At 47.4% G+C, this 20,353-nt stretch carries 24 protein-coding genes; 18 read left to right on the forward strand and 6 right to left on the reverse strand.

The genetic code is table 11. The features are described from left to right. The first annotated feature begins 31 nt into the window (after nt 1-31). The 3 genes from gabD (at nt 32) to gdh (ending at nt 3,211) form a co-directional block, all read left to right on the forward strand. Entirely contained in the window at nt 32-1,420 is a 1,389-nt protein-coding gene (gene gabD, locus M0696_RS02255) for a succinate-semialdehyde dehydrogenase (RefSeq protein WP_166854286.1), read from the forward strand. 123 nt (nt 1,421-1,543) lie between these two features. Continuing rightward, nucleotides 1,544-2,407: a glucose uptake protein GlcU gene (gene glcU / locus M0696_RS02260; RefSeq protein ID WP_166854285.1), complete on the forward strand. Its 864-nt coding sequence runs from the start codon at nt 1,544-1,546 to the stop codon at nt 2,405-2,407. Between the two features lie 18 nt (nt 2,408-2,425). Beyond that, the gene (gene gdh / locus M0696_RS02265) at nt 2,426-3,211 is read left to right on the forward strand and encodes a glucose 1-dehydrogenase (RefSeq protein ID WP_222143552.1); all 786 of its coding nucleotides are present in this window, start codon (nt 2,426-2,428) and stop codon (nt 3,209-3,211) included. A gap of 41 nt (nt 3,212-3,252) precedes the next feature. Here the strand turns inward: gdh and M0696_RS02270 are convergent, their stop codons facing one another. From M0696_RS02270 to cutR, 3 genes are read right to left on the reverse strand one after another with little or no spacing between them, the layout of a single operon-like run. Continuing rightward, nucleotides 3,253-3,867, reverse strand: a complete 615-nt coding sequence (locus M0696_RS02270) for a YcnI family copper-binding membrane protein (RefSeq protein WP_248602441.1) — start codon at nt 3,865-3,867, stop codon at nt 3,253-3,255. 13 nt (nt 3,868-3,880) lie between these two features. Then, complete coding sequence (gene ycnJ / locus M0696_RS02275) at nt 3,881-5,506, reverse strand: copper transporter YcnJ (protein ID WP_248602442.1); 1,626 nt, start codon at nt 5,504-5,506, stop codon at nt 3,881-3,883. 33 nt (nt 5,507-5,539) lie between these two features. Next, a complete protein-coding gene (gene cutR / locus M0696_RS02280) occupies nt 5,540-6,112 on the reverse strand; it encodes a copper uptake transcriptional regulator CutR (RefSeq protein WP_166854281.1) in 573 nt (190 codons plus the stop codon). A gap of 164 nt (nt 6,113-6,276) precedes the next feature. Here cutR and M0696_RS02285 point away from each other — a divergent pair, with 164 nt between their 5' ends. From M0696_RS02285 to M0696_RS02305, 5 genes are all read left to right on the forward strand, one after another. Next, nucleotides 6,277-6,630, forward strand: a complete 354-nt coding sequence (locus M0696_RS02285) for a hypothetical protein (RefSeq protein WP_166854280.1) — start codon at nt 6,277-6,279, stop codon at nt 6,628-6,630. 367 nt (nt 6,631-6,997) lie between these two features. After that, nucleotides 6,998-8,428, forward strand: coding sequence for a PTS mannitol transporter subunit IIBC (locus tag M0696_RS02290; RefSeq protein WP_248602443.1), 1,431 nt, complete (start codon nt 6,998-7,000; stop codon nt 8,426-8,428). Nucleotides 8,429-8,452: 24 nt separating this feature from the next. Then, a complete protein-coding gene (locus tag M0696_RS02295) occupies nt 8,453-8,884 on the forward strand; it encodes a PTS mannitol transporter subunit IIA (protein WP_248602444.1) in 432 nt (143 codons plus the stop codon). Nucleotide 8,885: 1 nt separating this feature from the next. After that, entirely contained in the window at nt 8,886-10,007 is a 1,122-nt protein-coding gene (locus M0696_RS02300) for a mannitol-1-phosphate 5-dehydrogenase (RefSeq protein WP_248602445.1), read from the forward strand. A gap of 87 nt (nt 10,008-10,094) precedes the next feature. After that, entirely contained in the window at nt 10,095-11,159 is a 1,065-nt protein-coding gene (locus M0696_RS02305; protein WP_248602446.1) for a tartrate dehydrogenase, read from the forward strand. On the opposite strand, the gene M0696_RS02310 is transcribed toward M0696_RS02305, so the two are convergent. Continuing rightward, nucleotides 11,145-11,753 (reverse strand): dienelactone hydrolase family protein, encoded by a 609-nt coding sequence (locus M0696_RS02310; RefSeq protein ID WP_248602447.1) that lies wholly within the window; start codon nt 11,751-11,753, stop codon nt 11,145-11,147. The two genes, M0696_RS02305 and M0696_RS02310, sit on opposite strands and share 15 nt — an antisense overlap. Before the next feature lie 86 nt (nt 11,754-11,839). Between M0696_RS02310 and M0696_RS02315 the strand changes: the two genes are divergently transcribed. Further along, nucleotides 11,840-12,232 carry a 3-hydroxyacyl-ACP dehydratase FabZ family protein gene (locus tag M0696_RS02315; protein ID WP_248602448.1) on the forward strand — a complete coding sequence of 131 codons (393 nt, stop codon included), beginning with the start codon at nt 11,840-11,842 and terminating at the stop codon, nt 12,230-12,232. A 35-nt stretch (nt 12,233-12,267) separates the two neighbouring features. Here M0696_RS02315 and M0696_RS02320 read toward each other — a convergent pair whose 3' ends face one another. Then, on the reverse strand, nt 12,268-12,432 hold the full coding sequence (locus tag M0696_RS02320; protein WP_166854273.1) for a hypothetical protein: 165 nt from the start codon (nt 12,430-12,432) through the stop codon (nt 12,268-12,270). 132 nt (nt 12,433-12,564) lie between these two features. Here M0696_RS02320 and M0696_RS02325 point away from each other — a divergent pair, with 132 nt between their 5' ends. The 9 genes from M0696_RS02325 to M0696_RS02365 all read left to right on the forward strand — a co-directional run bounded on the left by M0696_RS02325 (nt 12,565) and on the right by M0696_RS02365 (nt 19,988). Beyond that, nucleotides 12,565-13,314, forward strand: coding sequence for a phosphoglycolate phosphatase (locus tag M0696_RS02325; RefSeq protein WP_166854272.1), 750 nt, complete (start codon nt 12,565-12,567; stop codon nt 13,312-13,314). Nucleotides 13,315-13,519: 205 nt separating this feature from the next. Then, the gene (locus tag M0696_RS02330) at nt 13,520-14,293 is read left to right on the forward strand and encodes a 5-oxoprolinase subunit PxpA (protein WP_222143560.1); all 774 of its coding nucleotides are present in this window, start codon (nt 13,520-13,522) and stop codon (nt 14,291-14,293) included. A 14-nt stretch (nt 14,294-14,307) separates the two neighbouring features. Further along, complete coding sequence (locus M0696_RS02335; RefSeq protein WP_222143561.1) at nt 14,308-15,522, forward strand: NRAMP family divalent metal transporter; 1,215 nt, start codon at nt 14,308-14,310, stop codon at nt 15,520-15,522. A 5-nt stretch (nt 15,523-15,527) separates the two neighbouring features. Then, nucleotides 15,528-16,319 (forward strand): putative hydro-lyase, encoded by a 792-nt coding sequence (locus tag M0696_RS02340; RefSeq protein ID WP_282707825.1) that lies wholly within the window; start codon nt 15,528-15,530, stop codon nt 16,317-16,319. Nucleotides 16,320-16,363: 44 nt separating this feature from the next. Next, entirely contained in the window at nt 16,364-17,086 is a 723-nt protein-coding gene (gene pxpB, locus M0696_RS02345) for a 5-oxoprolinase subunit PxpB (RefSeq protein WP_222143562.1), read from the forward strand. 2 nt (nt 17,087-17,088) lie between these two features. Next, the gene (gene pxpC, locus M0696_RS02350) at nt 17,089-18,096 is read left to right on the forward strand and encodes a 5-oxoprolinase subunit PxpC (RefSeq protein WP_222143658.1); all 1,008 of its coding nucleotides are present in this window, start codon (nt 17,089-17,091) and stop codon (nt 18,094-18,096) included. Between the two features lie 15 nt (nt 18,097-18,111). Then, a complete protein-coding gene (locus tag M0696_RS02355) occupies nt 18,112-18,864 on the forward strand; it encodes an IclR family transcriptional regulator (protein ID WP_166854730.1) in 753 nt (250 codons plus the stop codon). 63 nt (nt 18,865-18,927) lie between these two features. After that, nucleotides 18,928-19,569, forward strand: coding sequence for a spore germination lipase LipC (gene lipC / locus M0696_RS02360; protein WP_248602449.1), 642 nt, complete (start codon nt 18,928-18,930; stop codon nt 19,567-19,569). 173 nt (nt 19,570-19,742) lie between these two features. Continuing rightward, on the forward strand, nt 19,743-19,988 hold the full coding sequence (locus M0696_RS02365; RefSeq protein WP_003225068.1) for a YczI family protein: 246 nt from the start codon (nt 19,743-19,745) through the stop codon (nt 19,986-19,988). Nucleotides 19,989-19,990: 2 nt separating this feature from the next. On the opposite strand, the gene M0696_RS02370 is transcribed toward M0696_RS02365, so the two are convergent. After that, a complete protein-coding gene (locus tag M0696_RS02370) occupies nt 19,991-20,281 on the reverse strand; it encodes an antibiotic biosynthesis monooxygenase family protein (RefSeq protein WP_222143564.1) in 291 nt (96 codons plus the stop codon). Between the last annotated feature and the right edge of the window lie 72 nt (nt 20,282-20,353).

Raw genomic sequence — 20,353 nt, forward strand, 5'->3', positions numbered from 1 at the left:
AGTAATCATAAATTAGAAAGGAATGTTCAATATGCCAGATCAATTAACGGTCTACAACCCGGCTACGGGCGAGGAGATCAAAACGATTCCTCAGCAATCAGCCAAAGACGTAGAAGAAGCCATTGAACGTTCACATCAAGCGTTTAAAACGTGGTCTAAAACATCAGCGAACGAAAGAGCGTCTCTTTTGAAAAAATGGTATGAGCTGATTGTTGAACATAAAGAAGAACTTGCAGATTTAATTACAAAGGAAAATGGAAAACCGTATCAGGAAGCGGTCGGCGAGGTCCTATACGGCGCAGGCTATATCGAATGGTTCGCAGAGGAAGCGAAGCGAGTGTACGGAAGAACGGTCCCTGCTCCGACAACTGGTAAACGAATTGTCGTTACACGCCAGCCTGTCGGTCCTGTTGCTGCCATCACGCCTTGGAATTTCCCAAATGCGATGATTACACGCAAAGCGGCGCCTGCTCTTGCTGCCGGCTGTACGTTTATCATCAAGCCGGCACCGGACACACCGCTGTCTGCCTATGAGCTTGCGCGCCTCGCATATGAAGCGGGTATTCCGAAGGACGTTCTTCAAGTTGTCATCGGCGATGGAGAAGAAATTGGAAATGTGTTCACAAGCAGTCCAAAAATCCGCAAAATTACGTTCACAGGATCAACGCCGGTAGGAAAAATCCTCATGAAGAATAGTGCGGACACCGTGAAACATGTTTCCATGGAGCTCGGCGGTCATGCCCCGCTGATCGTGGATGAAGATGCAAACATTGACCTTGCCGTTGAACAGGCGATGGTGTCTAAATACCGAAACGCGGGCCAAACATGCGTATGTGCGAACCGCCTGATCGTTCATGAATCCATCAAAGATGACTTTGCGGCGAAACTGAGCGAGCAAGTGTCTAAGCTGAAAGTCGGAAATGGACTTGAAGAGGGCGTCAATGTCGGCCCGATTATTAACAAAAGAGGCTTTGAAAAAATCGTCAGCCAAATTGATGATGCGGTTGAAAAAGGTGCAAAAGTTCTCGCTGGGGGCACGTATGACCGAAACGATGACAAAGGCTGCTACTTCGTCAACCCGACAGTACTCGCCGATGTCGATACGTCCATGAATATCATGCACGAGGAAACATTCGGCCCGGTTGCACCGATCGTTACGTTTTCTGATATTGACGAGGCGATTCAGCTTGCCAACGATACACCGTACGGCCTAGCTGCTTACTTTTTCACAGAAAACTACCGCCGCGGCATCTATATATCCGAAAATCTTGAGTACGGGATTATCGGCTGGAATGACGGCGGACCTTCAGCGGTTCAAGCGCCATTCGGCGGAATGAAAGAAAGCGGCATCGGCCGCGAAGGCGGTTCGGAAGGCATCGAGCCGTACCTTGAAACAAAATATATGTCCATCGGTTTGTAAAAGAATGCAAGCTCCTGAGAGCTGCCGGATCTTCCGGCAGCTCTTTTTGTTGTTCCGGTGAATAAACCCAGTGATTCCAGACAAAATAACAGCAAATACATTTTGAAAGAAGGTTCCCCAACAATGGATTTATTATTGGCTCTTCTCCCGGCTTTGTTTTGGGGGAGCATTGTTCTCTTCAATGTGAAATTAGGCGGCGGGCCGTACAGCCAGACACTGGGAACGACGATCGGTGCGCTCATTGTTTCTATCGTTATTTACTTTTTTGTTCAGCCCGTTCTGTCACTGCGCATTTTTATTGTTGGCATCGTATCCGGCTTATTTTGGTCACTTGGGCAGGCCAACCAGCTGAAAAGCATTGAATTGATGGGTGTATCTAAAACAATGCCGATTTCCACAGGAATGCAGCTCGTTTCCACATCGCTGTTCGGTGTGATCGTGTTCCGTGAATGGTCAACACCAATTGCGATTACGCTTGGCATTCTCGCTCTGATCTTTATCATTGTGGGAATCATTCTCACATCTTTGGAAGATAAGAAGGATAAAAAAGAGGGCGAGCCAAGCAACTTGAAAAAGGGCATTTTGATTCTGCTTGTCTCGACTCTTGGTTATTTGGTTTATGTAGTCGTGGCTAGATTGTTCAATGTGTCCGGCTGGTCCGCGCTGCTTCCGCAGGCGATTGGCATGGTGGTTGGGGGGTTAATTTTAACCTATAGACACAACCCCTTTAACAAATATGCGATCAGAAATATTCTCCCAGGCTTAATCTGGGCAGGCGGAAATATGTTTTTGTTTATTTCTCAGCCGAGAGTCGGCGTCGCAACAAGCTTTTCCCTCTCACAAATGGGAATTGTCATTTCAACGCTGGGCGGCATTTTCATCCTGCGTGAAAAGAAAACAAAACGCCAGCTTATTGCGATTGCCATCGGGATTGCACTGATTATTGCAGCCGCTGTATTTTTAGGAATCGCCAAAACGAATTCATAACAATTGAGGAGGATGTATATGTATCCAGATTTAAAAGGAAAAGTCGTTGCCATTACAGGAGCTGCATCAGGTCTTGGAAAAGCCATGGCCATTCGCTTCGGCAAGGAGCAGGCAAAAGTGGTCATCAACTATTATAGTGATAAGCAGGATCCAAACGAGGTAAAAGAAGAGGTCATCAAGGCGGGCGGTGAAGCCGTAATCGTCCAAGGAGATGTCACGAAAGAGGAAGATGTAAAAAATATTGTGCAAACTGCGATTAAAGAGTTCGGCACTCTCGATATCATGATTAATAATGCTGGTCTTGAAAATCCCGTTCCTTCTCATGAAATGCCGCTGAAGGATTGGGATAAAGTCATCAGCACGAACTTAACAGGTGCCTTTTTAGGAAGCCGTGAAGCGATTAAATATTTTGTTGAAAACGATATAAAAGGAAATGTCATTAATATGTCGAGCGTACATGAAGTGATTCCGTGGCCGTTATTTGTTCACTATGCGGCAAGTAAAGGCGGAATTAAGCTGATGACGGAAACATTGGCGCTGGAATATGCGCCGAAGGGCATTCGTGTCAACAATATCGGGCCAGGTGCGATCAACACGCCAATCAATGCTGAAAAATTTGCTGATCCTAAGCAGAGAGCAGATGTAGAAAGCATGATTCCGATGGGATATATCGGTGAACCGGAGGAAATTGCGGCAGTAGCAGTCTGGCTTGCTTCGAAGGAAGCCAGCTACGTCACAGGCATCACGTTATTCGCGGACGGCGGTATGACACAATATCCTTCCTTCCAGGCAGGACGCGGATAAATCTAAAAAGCGACCCAGAACTCATCTGGATCGCTTTTTTATTACGCACGCTTTTTCTTTACAAGCGCTGCTACAGATAAAATAATGGCTGCCGCAGACAGCACAATCGCTGTGATGTCGAGAGCTGAAGAGCCTGAGTCCTCAGAATCGTCTTCCGTTTTCGTAGCGCCGTGCTCATCTGTCACTTGCTTTGCAGCGGTGATGTTTGTAATGGAGTGAGGTGTATCCGCATCCTCGTCACCTGTCCATTCGACAATACTGCCGTCTTTGTAATATTGGTATGCATCCCAAGCGGCTTCCTCCGCTTTATCAGGGTTTTTGGCAACAAAGGTAAACTGCTGGAACTGTCCTTCCTGAATGCCGCCGTCAGTTGCTTCCCACGTCACTGACACTGATTTGTCATCGTGTTTCTGAGTGGATACCTTCCAGCCTGGAATTGGCTCGTATTGCTGGAATTCAACATCCTTCGGCATTTTGAGGACGACCTTCGTTGTCGGCAGGTTTTTCTCAGAAGGAACTTTCATTGTATACGTCTCCCAAGAGCCTGCAGCGGATTCAGCAGGCTTTACAGTAACGTGCGCGCTGGCAGGGGCCGTAAAGAATAAGAGAGAGCCGATAATAGCCGGACATAGTGTGAATGCGATTTTTTTTAACAACTCAAACACTCCTTTAATTGGTCTTTGTAAACATGATATTGATTTCGTTAAAGTCTCCGGTCAGCCCGTGGACTTTGATCTTCCAGTTTCCCTTTTCATTAATGGATAGGTTTTCATCCTGAAAGACGCCTTTGGTTTTCTCTTTTAATTGAAACGTGCTTTTGTTTTCGCTGCCTGACAGGCCTGTTTTGTAAATTGTTAACGTGATTTGCTGGATGTTTTTCACCGGTTCGCCGTTATGGTCAGTGACCCGCAGCTCAAATTCGTTTTTGCCTGGCTGGTTCGGGCTGATGCTGAGAGAAACCCTTTGTCCGTTCTCAATCGCTTTCGTTTGGAAGAACGGTTCCGGTGCCGGCTCAGGCGGGCTTGGCAGGCTTGTAAACACGGCCGCTGTGATCAATACAGCGATGCCGATTGCCCATTCCGCTTTCAGCGTTCGGCTGATTCCTGTACGGCGCTGCTTTCTGGTGAGCAGAAAATGAATCGCGCCCAAGGCCAGCATCAAAATAAACAGTCCGCTTTTCACTAAAAGAGCTTGGCCGTACGCTGTATGGAACAGTGAATCCATCGATCGAATGATAAAAAACCCATTGAGCAAGCCCGAAAACAAAATGACGCCGACTGCAGTAAGCGCCCACGGGGAGAACCGGCTTACCGTTTCCCATGCGAGCGTTTTGTCAGGCTGCCTCCATTCCTTTGCGAGCAGCAAAACGAGTGCCGCTATTCCGCCGACCCAAATGGAAGCGGAAGATAAATGAAGGAAATCCATTAAAATACCGACTGATTTTTCTTCAACGACAGCTGCATGACCGGTAAACGCTTTGGCAAGCAGGAGACCGAAAAAGAAAATGAGCGGCGCTGTCCAATAGCCAAAGGACGAAAAGCGGTTTTTGCGTATCGCAGGGATGACAGACAGTGCAAGCAGCACGTACAGCACGGTTTGTATGATCCAAATGGTGCCGCCTGCTGTCTCAAGCAGTGTTTCCCTGATGTAGCCCGGCTGAAAGGCGCTGCCCCAGCCGCCGCCCGCGTTCGCTTTTGTTTGAATGGGAAGCTGAAGCAAAAGCGCCAGCCCCAATGCAGCGACCGAGACAATCAGGATACGTCTCGTCCGTCTGGCAAGCTGCTGTGAATCTCCTTTATACCAGAAGAGATGGAAGAAAACCGTCCCGATAAACAGAGATAAGGCTGTGTACAAAATCGCGCGGTCTGCGGCTGTTGCGGGGTTCAGCGCCGAGCCGGCGGCTTTTTGGCTGCTGAATCCGCCGTCCGCTTTCCCGATGCTGAACGGAATGACGCCGGAAACCGGATGCCCGTCCGCGGATACGGCATTCCATTCCGCTCTGTACACATCATGCGGCAAATTCTTTTTCAGCTTCACAGTCATGATGTGATTATTATCTTTTTTGATTTCAGTCTTATCTGTATCCACCCGATCGCCGTTTGAATTATAGACTTTAATGTAATGAAATCCTTCTTCAACCGGTTCATTAAATTCGATTTCCACCTGTGAAGGGGCGCTTTTTAATTCGCTGTTTTCCCCAGGTGAAGATGTAACAATATAGGCGTGAGCAAAGCTTGTTTTCGGCAGGAAAACAAGAAAAAGCAGTAGGATGATCCACCATCTGTTTCGCTTCATACTCAGACACCACCTTCCGCTGTATATGTTGTGTTATTTCTGGGTGCAGGTGCAGCGTTTTTTTCTGTCTTGAAGCATGTCCTCCAGCGCCTGGTCGAAGGTGCGGACGGCTCCGCCGAATCCTTTTTGAAACCGTTCAGCATGGTCGAGTGTCGCAAACGGAATCGCCTGAGGCTGGCAGCAGTGCAGGTTTAATTCAGTGTTGACGACGAAATAAGCCGAGCTGGCACTGACCGTTGTGTGTAACAGAAAATCTCTGCAAATCAAGTGTGAAACCTCTTCCGTTTTATCTGCGTAACGCAAAAACGCACAATGTGCGCAGCATAGCTGTTCAATGTCTTGGTTTACCGTAATCAGCTGAACCGAATGGGCTTGATTGACCGGCTTCAGGCAATAGCTGCACATATGATCCGCTTGAGGTGTACGGGCTGGGAGCGTGATGCCGCCGGCCGTTTTAATGACCTGATTTGACTGAACAAGCTGATTGACATCTCTGTATACCGTCATTTCCGAAACGCCGAACCTTGCGCTGATGTCAGAGACTCTGAGCGCGCCTTCTTCTTTCAGCCACTTCAGTATGTGCTGCTGTCTATTAATCGGAAGCATTCATACATCCCCTCCAATAAGATCTATTTAAGCGTAGAGGATTTTCAAGACAGAGACAAGTAAGCTGGTGATAAAAAATGTGAAAATGTGTTGAACAGCAACAAAACGAAACAGAAGGGACTCTGGTATAATAGACATATGGAATGGAAAGTGAGGAATACCCTATGAAAGATACACTATGCCCGAACTGCGGCAAACCTTTGACAGGCGACATGGTCAGATCATCAAATGTGCCTTGTCAATTTCGCTGCGGACACTGCCGTGAACGGCTTCATGAATATAAAGTATCAGCTCCGATCATGCTGGTGTCATTAGCAGTCATCGTGCTGCTCATTTATCTTTTGCTGCTCCTCCGCAATGCGGCAGGCTCAATGATACCGGCCGTACAGCACGTGCCGATGGCTGTTTTTGCGCTTGTGTGCGCCTATCCCGTTTTTATTGTGAGTGAGCGGATGATCGCCAAGTACGTGATTCAAAACGGCAGCATTATCTATAGAGGAAAGAGAAAAGGCTCCTGATACCAGGAGCCTTCAGCGTGTCGACAAACCCTCCATTCGTTGTCAGGCCTGCGCGTCGGTGCTCACGAATTAGAACATTCGCTGTGCTCCAATGCTCGGCCTTCCTAGACTTCAAGGGTTTTCAATCACGCTGAAAAGATGACAAAATGCTAAATTGAAAACCATTTTAGCATTTTGTCATCAATCTGAAGGCTCCTAATACCAGGAGCCTTTTTATTTTTTAAAAAATTGTCACACCCATGTGCCAAAGTCCTCTTTACTTTCGATTGTATAGGGACTGTAAGCGTTTTAACATAGAGTCAAAGAGAAGCATCATTCTCTGAACATATCTTTGTATCTTACAGCGACAAACAAGGAGGGTTTATATATGCAGCAAGAACAGCAAGGCGGCATGAAAGTGAAAGTGCAGCGCTTCGGGAGTTATTTGAGCGGAATGATCATGCCGAATATCGGCGCGTTTATTGCGTGGGGCATCATTACCGCGCTGTTTATTCCGGCGGGATGGTTTCCGAATGAACAGCTGAATACACTTGTCAGCCCGATGATCACATATTTACTGCCGCTTTTGATAGCGTATACAGGCGGAAAAATGATTTACGACCACCGCGGCGGAGTCGTCGGGGCGACAGCGACAATCGGGGTGATTGTCGGGTCGGATATTCCAATGTTTTTAGGTGCAATGATTATGGGTCCGCTTGGCGGATACCTCATTAAACAGACTGATAAATTGTTCAAGGATAAAGTCAAACAAGGCTTTGAAATGCTGATTAACAACTTTACGGCAGGGATTGTCGGCGCAGCTTTAACGATTCTCGCGTTTTACGCTATCGGCCCGGTTGTCCTGACGTTAAACAAATTGCTGGCAGCAGGTGTGGAAGTCATTGTACACGCTAATTTACTGCCTGTAGCCAGCGTTTTTGTAGAACCGGCGAAAGTGTTGTTCCTAAACAACGCCATTAACCATGGAATCTTAAGTCCAATCGGAATCGAGCAAGCAGCCCAAACGGGAAAATCAATTCTGTTTTTAGTAGAAGCAAACCCTGGACCGGGGCTCGGCATTTTGCTGGCATACATGTTCTTTGGCAAAGGTTCTTCAAAGTCAACGGCTCCCGGCGCGGCGATTATTCATTTCTTCGGCGGGATTCACGAGATTTACTTCCCGTACATTTTGATGAAACCGGCTTTGATTCTGGCGGCCATTGCCGGCGGAGCAAGCGGACTCTTAACGTTTACCATCTTTAATGCAGGACTTGTTGCAGCAGCGTCACCGGGAAGCATCATCGCATTAATGGCGATGACACCAAGAGGCGGCTACTTCGGCGTTTTGGCGGGTGTATTGGTCGCAGCGGCTGTTTCGTTCATCGTATCAGCAGTGATCCTGAAATCTTCAAAAGCAAGCGAAGAGGACCTAGCTGCCGCAACTGAAAAAATGCAGTCCATGAAGGGGAAGAAAAGCCAGGCAGCCGCTGCTTTAGAAGCGGAAAAAACGAAAGCTGAGGAAGCGTCTGAGCTGTCTCCTGAAAGCGTAAATAAAATCATCTTCGCATGTGATGCGGGAATGGGATCAAGTGCCATGGGAGCATCGATCTTAAGAAACAAAGTGAAAAAAGCGGAGCTTGACATCAGTGTGACCAACACAGCTATTAACAATCTGCCAAGCGATGCGGACATTGTCATCACCCACAAAGATTTAACAGATCGCGCGATAGCAAAGCTGCCGAACGCGACGCACATATCAGTGGATAACTTCTTAAACAGCCCGAAATATGACGAGCTTATTGAAAAGCTTAAAAAGTAATCTCATAGAAAGAGAGTGATACTCATGCAAGTACTCGCAAAGGAAAATATTAAACTCAATCAAACGGTATCATCAAAAGAAGAAGCCATCAAAATGGCGGGCCAGACGCTGATTGACAACGGCTATGTAACAGAAGACTACATTGGCAAAATGTTTGAGCGGGAGGAAACGTCTTCTACTTTTATGGGGAATTTCATTGCCATTCCACACGGCACAGAAGAAGCCAAAAATGAAGTGCTCCACTCTGGAATCTCAATCATACAGATTCCAAACGGTGTCAAGTATGGAGAAGGCAACACGGTAAAAGTGGTATTCGGCATTGCGGGCAAAAATAATGAGCATTTGGATATTTTGTCTAACATCGCCATCATTTGCTCAGAAGAAGAAAACATTGAACGCCTGATCTCTGCTAAAAGCGAAGAAGATTTGATCGCCATCTTCAACGAGGTGAACTGACATGATCGCCTTACATTTCGGTGCGGGAAATATCGGGAGGGGGTTTATCAGCGCGCTGCTTCACCATTCCGGCTATGATGTGGTGTTTGCGGATGTGAACGATACGATGGTCAGCCTCCTCAATGAAAAAAAGGAATATACAGTAGAGCTGGCAGAAGAGGGGCATTCATCAGAGGTAATCGGTCCGGTCAGTGCCATCAATAGCGGCAGCCAGCCGGAGGAACTGTATCGGCTGATCAATGAAGCAGCGCTCATCACAACAGCGGTCGGCCCGAACGTGCTAAAGCTGATTGCTCCGTCTATCGCAGAAGGGTTAAGACGAAGAGACGCTTCAAACACACTGAATATCATTGCCTGCGAAAATATGATTGGCGGGAGCAGCTTTCTAAAGAAAGAGATATACAGCCATTTAACAGAAGCGGAGCAGGAGTCCGTCGGTGAAACGGTCGGTTTTCCGAATTCCGCCGTTGACCGAATCGTGCCGATTCAGCATCATGAAGATCCGCTCAAAGTATCGGTTGAACCGTTTTTTGAATGGGTCATTGATGAATCAGGCTTTAAAGGGAAAACACCAGCCATAAACGGCGCGCTGTTTGTTAATGATCTGACGCCGTACATCGAAAGAAAGCTGTTTACAGTCAACACCGGTCACGCGGTGACAGCGTATGTCGGCTATCAGCGCGGACTCAAAACGGTCAAAGAAGCAATCGATCATCCGGAAATCCGCCGTGTCGTTCATTCGGCGCTGCTTGAAACTGGTGACTATCTCATCAAAACGTATGGCTTTAAGCAAGCCGAACACGAACAATATATCAAAAAAATCATCGGACGCTTTGAAAATCCATTCATTACGGACGATGTGACCCGCGTGGCAAGATCACCTCTCAGAAAACTGGGAGAGAATGATAGACTCGTAGGCCCGGCAAAGAAAATAAAAGAGCCGAATGCACTGGCGGAAGGGATTGCCGCAGCACTGCGCTTTGATTTCACCGGTGATCCTGAAGCGGTTGAACTGCAAGCGCTGATCGAAAAAAAAGGATACAGAGGCGTGCTCCAAGAGGTGTGCGGCATTCAGTCTCATGAACCGCTGCATGCCATCGTTTTAAAGAAACTTAATCAATAACCGACCCGTGACAGCATGTCACGGGCTTTTTTTACCATCTCGCAATCTAGTATAATAGAAAACGCTTACGATAACAGGGGAAGGAGAATGACAATGAAACAATTCGAGATTGCGGCAATACCGGGAGATGGAGTAGGAAAAGAAGTTGTGGCGGCTGCTGAGAAAGTGCTTCATACAGCTGCTGAGATGCACGGAGGTTTGTCATTCTCATTTACGGCTTTTCCATGGAGCTGTGATTATTACATGGAACACGGCGAAATGATGCCTGAAGACGGAATACATACGCTTACTCAATTCGAAGCGGTTTTCTTGGGGGCGGTCGGAAATCCGAAGCTGGTTCCCGATCATATTTCATTATGGGGGCTGCTGCTGAAAATCCGGAGGGAGCTTGAGCTTTCCATTAATATGAGACCTGCCAAACAAATGGCAGGCATAACGTCGCCGCTTCTTCATCCAAATGATTTTGATCTTATGGTGATTCGCGAGAACAGTGAAGGCGAATACAGTGAAGTCGGCGGACGCATTCACAGGGGCGATGATGAAATCGCCATTCAGAATGCCGTATTTACGAGAAAAGCGACAGAACGTGTCATGCGGTTTGCCTTCGAATTGGCGGAAAAACGGCGCGGCCATGTGACAAGTGCGACAAAGTCTAATGGCATTTATCACGCGATGCCGTTTTGGGATGAAGTCTTTCAGCAGACTGCTGCTGATTACAGCGGAATCGAAACATCATCCAAGCATATTGATGCGCTGGCCGCTTTTTTTGTGACGCGTCCTGAAACGTTTGACGTCATTGTGGCAAGCAACCTGTTCGGTGATATTTTAACCGACATCAGCTCAAGCCTGATGGGAAGCATCGGCATTGCGCCGTCTGCGAACATCAACCCGTCCGGCAAATATCCATCCATGTTCGAACCGGTTCACGGCTCAGCTCCTGACATTGCCGGCCAGGGCCTTGCCAATCCAATTGGCCAGATTTGGACAGCGAAGCTGATGCTTGACCATTTCGGAGAGGAAGAGCTGGGAGCAAAGATTCTCGACGTGATGGAACAAGTAACAGCTGACGGCATCAAAACACGCGACATTGGCGGACAAAGCACAACGGCTGAGGTCACGGGCGAAATCTGTGCGCGTTTAAAAAAACTTTGATAAAACAGGGCGGGGCGGTTTTTCTGCCTCGTTTTTTATGATGGAAAGCGTTTTGAAGAAGAGTGATCTGTCAAAATAAACCGAATCAGGGTTGGCGAAGCCATGAAGAGCATCAAATTGATATATCGTCAATTGGGGATGCTGTTTATCCCGCAGTTTTTTGATGAGAATCGCAACGTCAAAAGACGGTTCATAAGAAGGGAAAAACAATAGGACCGGGCATGCAGGTATGTGGTCAAGAGAATCGCGTATCCGGGAACCGTAATAACAAACAGCTCCGCTCACCTCAGGCATCCTGCTGCATTTCCATGCGATCGTTGCGCCCGCGCTGAATCCAATCACAAAGATGCGCCGTCCTGCGTTTTGCCTGATCAAGTTCTGGATGATGATTTCTCCTATTTTCAGCCGTTCGTGTCTAGTAAACTGTTCGTATGCTGTTTTTGCCTCTTGAAGTGTGTAGACTTCACCATCTCCGAGCAGGTTGGGTGTTACCACATCATATCCAGCCATTTTGATCAGCCGGGCGATTTTTTTCATATGGCTGTTTACTCCGTATATTTCGTGAGCGAGAATGACGAGCGGTTTTTGGGGCATAAAGGTCTCCTTTGCGTTTTTTCCATTATATCCTATTGTTCAGCTTAAGGCTGATATATATAATAGTTCAAAAAGGAGAAAATAGAATGAACTCATTATCTTTGCCTCACCGCTATCCGTTTTTGTTTATTGATGGCGTGACGGAAAGCGAACCCGGCAACCGAGCAACAGCGTATAAGCTGATCAGTGAGAACGACTGGTTTATCACTGACATGCAAACAGAAATGCCGTTTTCGCTTGTGATTGAAGCGCTTGCGCAAACCGCGGCTTTTACAGGGATTACAGATGAGAACAGCTTGGGCTTATTATCTTCCGTGAAGAAAGCGGAAAAGCTGGGCGCAGCCATACCCGGTGACCGGCTTGATCTTACGTTTGAAGTCACGTGCAATCGGCGCGGGTTTGTGTTTGGACATGCCAAAGCGTCAGTAGGCGGCCAGCCTGTTGCAGAAGCTGAAATCGGCATTTATATTGAAAATTGAAAAAAACCCTTCACGACGATTTGTGAGGGGTTCTATTATTTCGTATCGTAATCCCGTTCGCTTTGTGAGTGGTCTCTTTGCTGCCGTTTTTGTTTTTCATCCTTCATGTTTTCCTTCAGCTCTTCATTTGGAATCGGATCGGTTAAGTCATTATGTTCGGGGTTTTCATTTGGCCGGTTTTGCTGTTTTCTTTCTGTCATGTTGAATCACCTCACTGTTTGTTTTCCTCTTATCAGTGCGCCTCAAACATGTGAAATCGCTTTTTTGTTCCGCTGGGTATAATGTATTAGAATAGAAAGAAGCACAAGTAAAAGATAAAGAGAGGTACATATATGTCTATTCGAAGAGAAGATGTAGATATCAAGCTGATCGCAATTGATATGGATGGGACGCTGCTGAATGACGAGCAGCTGATCTCGGATGAAAACCGTAAAGCCATTCGTGAAGCCGAGGATAAGGGCGTATACGTGGTGATCAGCACAGGCCGGACGCTGATGACGTGCCGGGAACTGGCGGAATCGCTGAAGCTGTCATCCTTTTTAATCACGGCAAATGGCAGCGAAATTTGGGATTCGAATTTTAATTTGGTGGAACGCAAGCTGCTCCATACAGATCATATTCAAATGATGTGGGATTTGCGGAATAAGCACAACGCCAATTTCTGGGCTTCTACCGTGAATAAAGTATGGAGAGGCGAGTTTCCGGAAAACATCACGGATCATGAATGGCTCAAATTCGGCTTTGACATTGAGGATGACGACATCCGAAACGAAGTGCTGGAGGAGCTGAGAAAAAACAAAGAGCTCGAAATTACAAATTCAAGCCCGACAAACATTGAAGTCAACGCGCTCGGCATCAACAAAGCCGCAGCCCTTGCGAAGGTTTCTGAAAAACTCGGCTTTACGATGGAGAATGTGATGGCGATGGGAGACAGCCTCAATGACATTGCGATGATCAAAGAAGCGGGTCTTGGCGTCGCGATGGGCAATGCGCAAGACACCGTGAAAGAAACGGCTGATTGGATCACGGAGACAAATATTGAGGATGGTGTCGCAAAAGCGATTCGCCATTGGGTACTATAAAAAAAGGGAGTCCTAAGATGGGCTCTCTTTTTTAGTTTGGCAGGTTTTCTTCTGGGACCATGGTAGGTTTTCTGACAAAAGTATTTCACAAACTGATATGATTGAATTATAATGAAGCAAAGTTCAAAAATTCGGAATAGTTGTTCCGAATTTCGGAACAATAAAATACATAAAGCATATCGTTTGCTTTGGCAGGAGGGATTCTGTGTTTCAAGTTGATTTGAACTGTGATTTAGGAGAGAGCTTCGGAGCCTACACGATAGGCCTTGACCAAGATATTTTAGAGTATGTCACATCAGCGAACATCGCATGCGGATTTCATGCAGGAGATCCCGGTGTCATGCGGAAAACCGTCGCGCTTGCGGCAGAAAAAGGCGTAAAAATCGGCGCGCATCCGGGTTTGCCGGATTTACTCGGCTTTGGGCGCCGCACTATGGCGATTTCTCCTGAGGAAGCGTACGATCTCGTCGTCTATCAAATTGGCGCGCTCTCTGGTTTTCTAAAAGCAGAGGGACTTCACATGCAGCACGTCAAGCCGCATGGGGCTTTATATAATATGGCGGCAGTCGATCAAAAGCTGTCGGACGCCATCGCTGAAGCTGTCTATAAGGTTGATCCCGGCCTGGTTCTCTTCGGACTTGCTGAGAGCGAGCTCGTAAAAGCGGGAGAACGGATCGGACTGCAAACAGCGAGTGAAGTGTTCGCCGATAGAACATACCAAGCGGACGGCACATTGACGCCGCGCTCCCAGCCGGACGCACTCATTGAAAGCGATGCTGCCGCTGTCTCCCAGGTGATCAAGATGGTGAAAGAAGGGGCGGTCAAATCTCAGCAAGGCCATGATGTGTCATTAAAAGCAGATACGGTTTGCATCCATGGAGATGGAGCCCACGCGCTGACATTTGCGCAAAAAATCAGAAAAGAGCTCAAAACAGCAGGAATTGAAGTGACCGCTATTTCAGCACAGAAGTCAACATAAAGGAGGAACAATAGATGGAGCAGCAGAAAAAAACAGCGGGAAAAAAAGCAGGCAGCTGGTCATTGCTGATGGGTGCCGCCTTTTTAATGGCGACATCGGCGATCGGGCCGGGTTTCCTGACACAAACCGCAACATTCACAAACACACTCGCGGCAAGCTTCGGTTTTGTCATCTTAATCTCTATTATTTTAGATATTTTCGCTCAAACCAATGTATGGCGCATCATCGCAGTGTCTGGAAAACGCGGTCAGGAAATTGCGAATATGGTGCTTCCGGGACTGGGGTATTTCATCGCCATTCTCGTCGTGCTTGGCGGACTTGCTTTTAATATCGGGAATATCGGAGGCGCCGGTCTCGGTCTTCAAGTTCTATTCGGCATTACCCCAGAAACTGGCGCTTTGATCAGTGCTGTCATTGCCATTTTAATCTTTTTAATTAAAGAAGCAGGAAAAGCGATGGACCGTTTTACGCAAATTGCGGGCTTTGCCATGATCATCTTAACACTGTACGTTGCAATCACGTCTGCACCGCCAGTCGCACAGGCTGCGGCAAACACCTTTGCCCCTGAACAAATCAGTATATTTGCAATTGTAACACTTGTCGGCGGGACAGTCGGCGGATACATCACGTTTGCCGGGGGACACCGCTTGCTTGATGCTGGCATTAAAGGAAAGGAAGCGATTCCGCAGGTGACAAAAAGCTCAGTTGCCGGGATTTTAATTACATCTGTCATGCGAATTGCCCTTTTCTTAGCTGTGCTCGGCGTTGTGTCAAAAGGCCTGCACATCGATGAAAGCAACCCGGCGGCTTCTGTCTTCAAGCTGGCTGCTGGAAATGTCGGGTATAAAATTTTCGGATTGATCATGTGGTCTGCTGCCATTACCTCTGTTATCGGGGCAGCTTATACGTCTGTTTCGTTCTTTAAAACTTTTTCCCCGAAAATCGAAAAAAACTCACGCGGCATTATTATCGGATTTATCGTGATTTCTACGTTAGCTTTTGTCACAATCGGCCAGCCTGCGAAAATCCTCGTGCTTGTCGGATCACTGAATGGCTTAATTCTGCCGATTGCGCTCGGAACGCTGCTTATTGCCGCATATAAGAAAAAGATTATTGGTGATTATAAGCATCCGCTTTGGCTGACTGTTTCAGGTGCTTTTGTTGTCATCGTAATGGCTGTTATGGGAGTCTACACGTTATTTACACAACTTCCTAAATTGTGGAGCTGATAAATGTGGAGCAATTAAACAAAATGGCGCCGAAGGATGTGCGCGCCCTGGTACGAGAGGGAAAAATAAACGGGCCGACCGCAGGAATGTCCGGCGGCTATGCCCAAGCGAATCTTGTGATTTTGAAGAAAGACCTTGCGTTTGACTTTCTGCTGTTTTGCCAGCGGAATCAAAAGCCTTGCCCTGTGCTGGATGTGACAGAAGCAGGTTCACCTGTGCCGTCTCTGGCTGCGCCGGATGCTGATATCAGAACGGACTTTCCGAAATACCGTATATACAGGCACGGTGTCCTAACGGAGGAAGTATCTGATATTACACCATACTGGGAGGATGACTTTGTCGGCTTTCTGATCGGATGCAGTTTCTCTTTTGAACAGGCGCTGATCAATAATGGAATAGCTGTACGGCATATTGATGAGGGGACAAACGTCCCGATGTATAAAACGAATATTGATTGTGTTCCGGCGGGAGTGTTTCAAGGGCAGATGGTTGTCAGCATGAGGCCCGTTTCAGAACGACTGGCTGTACGCGCCGCACAAGTGACCTCGCGTTTTCCGGCTGTGCACGGAGGGCCGATCCATATCGGCAACCCGGGAGCTATCGGCATTCACGATCTCGACAAACCGGATTTCGGAGATGCCGTTTCCATTCGTGAATGCGAGGTTCCTATTTTTTGGGCGTGCGGGGTAACACCTCAAGCTGTGGCTATGAATGTAAAACCTGAAATGGTCATCACGCATGCGCCGGGGCATATGCTCATCACAGATATTCGAGACGAGTCGCTTGCGGTGCTGTAACCTCTCGTCCTCCTGATGAACGAGAAATAAAAGAGGTGAGAAAGATGACTGTACGATATCAAATCGAACAGCTCGGTGATTCTGCAATGATGATCCGATTCGGAGAAGAAATAAACGAGCAGGTTAACGGCCTTGTCCATGCCGCGGCCGCTTATATAGAAGAACAGCCATTTCCGGGATTCATTGAATGCATCCCGGCTTTTACAAGTCTGACAGTATTTTATGATATGTATGAAGTGTACAAGCATTTGCCTCATGGGATAAGCTCACCTTTTGAGAAGGCCAAGCGCGATGTCGAAGAGCGGCTGAAGGAAATAGCCGCTGACTATGAGAACAACCGCCGCATTGTAGAAATTCCCGTATGCTATGGCGGTGAATTCGGGCCGGATTTAGAAGAGGTTGCTAGGATTAATCAGCTGTCACCGGAGGAAGTCATCGACATTCATACCAGCGGTGAATATGTGGTGTATATGCTTGGCTTTGCTCCTGGTTTTCCCTTTTTAGGCGGGATGTCAAAACGCATTGCAGCTCCAAGAAAATCATCTCCAAGACCGTCGATCCCCGCAGGTTCAGTCGGTATTGCGGGATTGCAGACAGGAGTTTATCCGATTTCGACGCCGGGCGGCTGGCAGCTGATCGGGAAAACGCCGCTGGCTCTTTTCCGGCCGCAGGAAAACCCGCCAACATTACTGCGGGCGGGAGACACTGTGAAATTCGTACGCATCTCAGAAGGAGACTATCACGCCTATAAGGAGGAGTCCAATTGAGCATGAAAGTGTTAAAGCCCGGACTGCTCACGACGGTTCAGGATATAGGCAGAACGGGTTATCAAAAATACGGCGTTCTGGCAAGCGGAGCCATGGACACGGTTTCGCTGCGCATTGCTAATTTGCTGATCGGAAACAGCGAAAATGAAGCCGGTCTGGAAATTACGCTGATGGGGCCCGGTCCGTCGTTTTATTTTTCAAAAACGACGCTGATTGCGGTGACAGGGGCGGACTTCACTTTGCGTATTAATGACGAGGAAGCGCCTTTATGGAAGCCTGTGCTCGTCAAGGAAAACAGCACGGTCAGCTTTGGTCCCTGCAAACTTGGCAGCCGTGCTTATTTAGCGGCAGCCGGTGGCTTCGAAGTGCCTGCCGTCATGGAAAGCAAAAGCACGTACGTCAGAGCAGGGATCGGCGGACTTCATGGCAGAGCGCTTCAAAAGGAAGATGAACTATCCATTGGAGAGACGTCATCTCTTTCGCAAACCATTCTTTCCCGATTAAGCCCGCAGCTTGGAAAGCAGGGGTTTGCAGCGCCGAAATGGTCGGTCAGCCGCGGGAGGTTTCTGCCATTAAAAAAGAATCCTGTCATTCGGGTGCTGGAAGGAAAACAATTCGGCTTTTTTACAGAAGAATCGAAAACGCGTTTTTATGAAGAAACATTTCGTGTCACGCCGCAGTCCGACCGTATGGGCTACAGGCTCAAAGGAGAACCGCTCGAACTGAAGGCACCGCTTGAGATGGTGTCAGAAGCGGTTTCGTTTGGAACAGTGCAGGTGCCGCCTGACGGCAACCCGATTATCCTGCTTGCTGACCGGCAAACGACCGGCGGCTATCCGAGGATCGCGCATATCGTATCCGCTGATCTTCCGATTGTCTCCCAAATCATGCCGGGCGAGCACGTCCAGTTTGAACCTGTATCTCTTCAGGAAGCGGAAGCGCTTGCGATTGAACGGGAACAGCATATAAAAGAACTGAAAACGAGAATGAAGATGGAATGGCTAACATAACAAAGGGGATGAATGATGCAGAATAAAAACAAAACCGTAGTCAAATCTATGGCTCTGCTCAATTTGTTTTTGCATGAACCGTGCCTTACCTTAAGTGAACTGGTATCGCTGTCAGGAATGCCGAAAACCTCTGTTCATCGGATGGTCAGCTCTTTGGAGGAAATGGGGTTCCTCAATCGGGATTCGTCCGGCGTTTATTCGCTGGGACTGGTGTTTTTGGAATTCGGGCAGCTCGTCGCCGACAGGCTGGATATCAGAAAAATAGCGAAACCGGTAATGGAAGAGCTTTGCCGGGAAGTGGATGAGGCCGTGCAATTGATCATGAGGGACGGCAATGAAGCGATATACGTTGAGAAAATAGAAGGGACACAGACTGTGCGGCTGTACACGGCGATCGGCAGGCGTTCTCCTCTGTATGCAGGAGCGTGCGCCAGAAGCATTTTGTCCTTTCTCCCCCGGGAAGAAATCGAAACATACATCAAACAAACGGAGCTCATTTCAATTGGCTCCGGAACGATTACCGATCCCGAAAAACTGTTGCAGGAGATTGATGCCTCTGTGCAAAACGGCTATACCGTCAGCTATTCAGAGCTTGAAAACTATACAGCGGCTATCGGCGCCCCGATCTTTAACCATAAGCGCCAAGTGGCGGCCGGCATCAGCATTGCAGGCTTTGAAGCTAGATTTACAGAAGACAGGCTGCCTTATTTAACAGAAAAGGTGAAGGATGCCGCTTTACAGATTTCCAGAAAATTAGGGTATTCTTAAGTAGCCGATCTTTTCTCCGCTGCGTACATTAACGTATCGACATTCAGGAGTGGAGGAAAGAACATGGTGCTTCGATATACAGCACTGGGGGATTCTTTGACGACAGGGAGAGGCTCCGGGCTGTTTTCTCCCGGCTTCGTCCGACGTTTCGGAGACATGATGGAAGCTGACTTGAAAACAAAAACGGCAATATCCATCTTTGCCAAATCAGGCTTAAATACAGAAGAAATTCTGGGACTCCTGTCGTATCCCTATGTGCAAAAATGCATTCAAGATGCTGACATGGTGACCATCACAGGGTGCGGAAACGATCTCATCGATTCGGTCTTAGCCTATCAAACGTCTAAGGACGAAACGATTTTCAGCCGTGTATCCGCCCATTGCCATGAGAATTTTGAAAAGATGATTGCCAAAATCGCTGAGATCAAAGGAGAAAACCCGTCCCCGTACGCCATCCGTGTGTTCAACTTATACAATCCGTTTCCCGGCATTGAAATCGCTGGCAAATGGATCACGTCTTTTAATTCACATTTAGAAACACTTGCATCAGCATCTCATGTCAAAATTGCGGATGCCTACAGCATTTTCAAAGGTAAAGAGCAGGAATATCTGTCCTTTGACGGTGTCCATCCGAACAGCAAAGGCTACCAAGCGATGGCTGAAGCAGTTCACAAGTTAGGCTATAAAGAATTGTCAGTTTCATAGAAAACGCGCCTTATGACAGGGCGCGTTTTTTATGTGTGAATGAAATATTAAAAGAAACTTAAAATTCCCTGTCTCCTGTTCTACAGACAAAAAAAGTGCGCTAGAATAATGGAGGACGTAGGCAAATATAGCCATAACGTTCAATATTTCGTATATAAGGAAGGATGGTCCTTTTGTTTCGGATTTTTAAAATGTCTTTTGCTGTTATCATTATTGCACTGGCGCTTATTGCTTTTAAATATACGGAACACACCTCTGTTATCCAATCGGTCATGCTCGTCTTTCTTGGCGCCGTCATGTTTATGCAGGGGCTTGAAGAGCGCAAAAAAGAAAACGACGGCTCAGGCGCTTTTAATATTTATACCGCCGTTTTCGTATGGTCTGTCTCTCTCATCGGTTTTACACTTCATATTATATAAATCTATTTCACATCCTGAAAATGCTCGACCGTCGGGAACGGGGTATAGAACCGATGAAGCAAGGCTTTCCACTCTTGATACTCTGAAGAACCGCGAAAGCCTTCCGTATGGTCCTCAAGTGTTTCCCACTCCACAAGCAGCAGATATTTATGTGTTTCTTCCATGCATTTTGATAACGAGTGAGTGATATAGCCCTTCATGCCGGAAATGATCGGCACCGCTTGCCGGAATGCCTCCTCAAACTCTTCTTCAAGCCCTTCTTTAATGTGAAGCATTGCTGCCTCTCTGACCATGTCATCCCTTCTTTCCTTCTTTTCAAATAGTCTACAGCAAACGACAGGTGATTTCTGCAAAATCGGTGAACC

The organism is Bacillus rugosus (genome assembly GCF_023238245.1).
In the GTDB taxonomy this organism is placed as follows: Bacteria; Bacillota; Bacilli; order Bacillales; family Bacillaceae; genus Bacillus; species Bacillus rugosus.

What these genes read in the sequence shown, in the direction of transcription:
- gabD (WP_166854286.1), top strand. Translation starts at nt 32, where the DNA reads ATGCCAGATCAATTAACGGTCTACAACCCGGCTACGGGCGAGGAGATC.
- M0696_RS02325 (WP_166854272.1), top strand. Translation starts at nt 12,565, where the DNA reads ATGTCTATTCGAAGAGAAGATGTAGATATCAAGCTGATCGCAATTGAT.
- M0696_RS02285 (WP_166854280.1), top strand. Translation starts at nt 6,277, where the DNA reads ATGAAAGATACACTATGCCCGAACTGCGGCAAACCTTTGACAGGCGAC.
- M0696_RS02305 (WP_248602446.1), top strand. Translation starts at nt 10,095, where the DNA reads ATGACAATGAAACAATTCGAGATTGCGGCAATACCGGGAGATGGAGTA.
- M0696_RS02315 (WP_248602448.1), top strand. Translation starts at nt 11,840, where the DNA reads ATGAACTCATTATCTTTGCCTCACCGCTATCCGTTTTTGTTTATTGAT.
- M0696_RS02355 (WP_166854730.1), top strand. Translation starts at nt 18,112, where the DNA reads ATGCAGAATAAAAACAAAACCGTAGTCAAATCTATGGCTCTGCTCAAT.
- cutR (WP_166854281.1), bottom strand. Translation starts at nt 6,112, where the DNA reads ATGCTTCCGATTAATAGACAGCAGCACATACTGAAGTGGCTGAAAGAA.
- glcU (WP_166854285.1), top strand. Translation starts at nt 1,544, where the DNA reads ATGGATTTATTATTGGCTCTTCTCCCGGCTTTGTTTTGGGGGAGCATT.
- pxpB (WP_222143562.1), top strand. Translation starts at nt 16,364, where the DNA reads ATGACTGTACGATATCAAATCGAACAGCTCGGTGATTCTGCAATGATG.
- M0696_RS02300 (WP_248602445.1), top strand. Translation starts at nt 8,886, where the DNA reads ATGATCGCCTTACATTTCGGTGCGGGAAATATCGGGAGGGGGTTTATC.
- M0696_RS02335 (WP_222143561.1), top strand. Translation starts at nt 14,308, where the DNA reads ATGGAGCAGCAGAAAAAAACAGCGGGAAAAAAAGCAGGCAGCTGGTCA.
- lipC (WP_248602449.1), top strand. Translation starts at nt 18,928, where the DNA reads ATGGTGCTTCGATATACAGCACTGGGGGATTCTTTGACGACAGGGAGA.
- ycnJ (WP_248602442.1), bottom strand. Translation starts at nt 5,506, where the DNA reads ATGAAGCGAAACAGATGGTGGATCATCCTACTGCTTTTTCTTGTTTTC.
- M0696_RS02290 (WP_248602443.1), top strand. Translation starts at nt 6,998, where the DNA reads ATGCAGCAAGAACAGCAAGGCGGCATGAAAGTGAAAGTGCAGCGCTTC.
- M0696_RS02295 (WP_248602444.1), top strand. Translation starts at nt 8,453, where the DNA reads ATGCAAGTACTCGCAAAGGAAAATATTAAACTCAATCAAACGGTATCA.
- M0696_RS02310 (WP_248602447.1), bottom strand. Translation starts at nt 11,753, where the DNA reads ATGCCCCAAAAACCGCTCGTCATTCTCGCTCACGAAATATACGGAGTA.
- M0696_RS02320 (WP_166854273.1), bottom strand. Translation starts at nt 12,432, where the DNA reads ATGACAGAAAGAAAACAGCAAAACCGGCCAAATGAAAACCCCGAACAT.
- pxpC (WP_222143658.1), top strand. Translation starts at nt 17,089, where the DNA reads ATGAAAGTGTTAAAGCCCGGACTGCTCACGACGGTTCAGGATATAGGC.
- gdh (WP_222143552.1), top strand. Translation starts at nt 2,426, where the DNA reads ATGTATCCAGATTTAAAAGGAAAAGTCGTTGCCATTACAGGAGCTGCA.
- M0696_RS02370 (WP_222143564.1), bottom strand. Translation starts at nt 20,281, where the DNA reads ATGGTCAGAGAGGCAGCAATGCTTCACATTAAAGAAGGGCTTGAAGAA.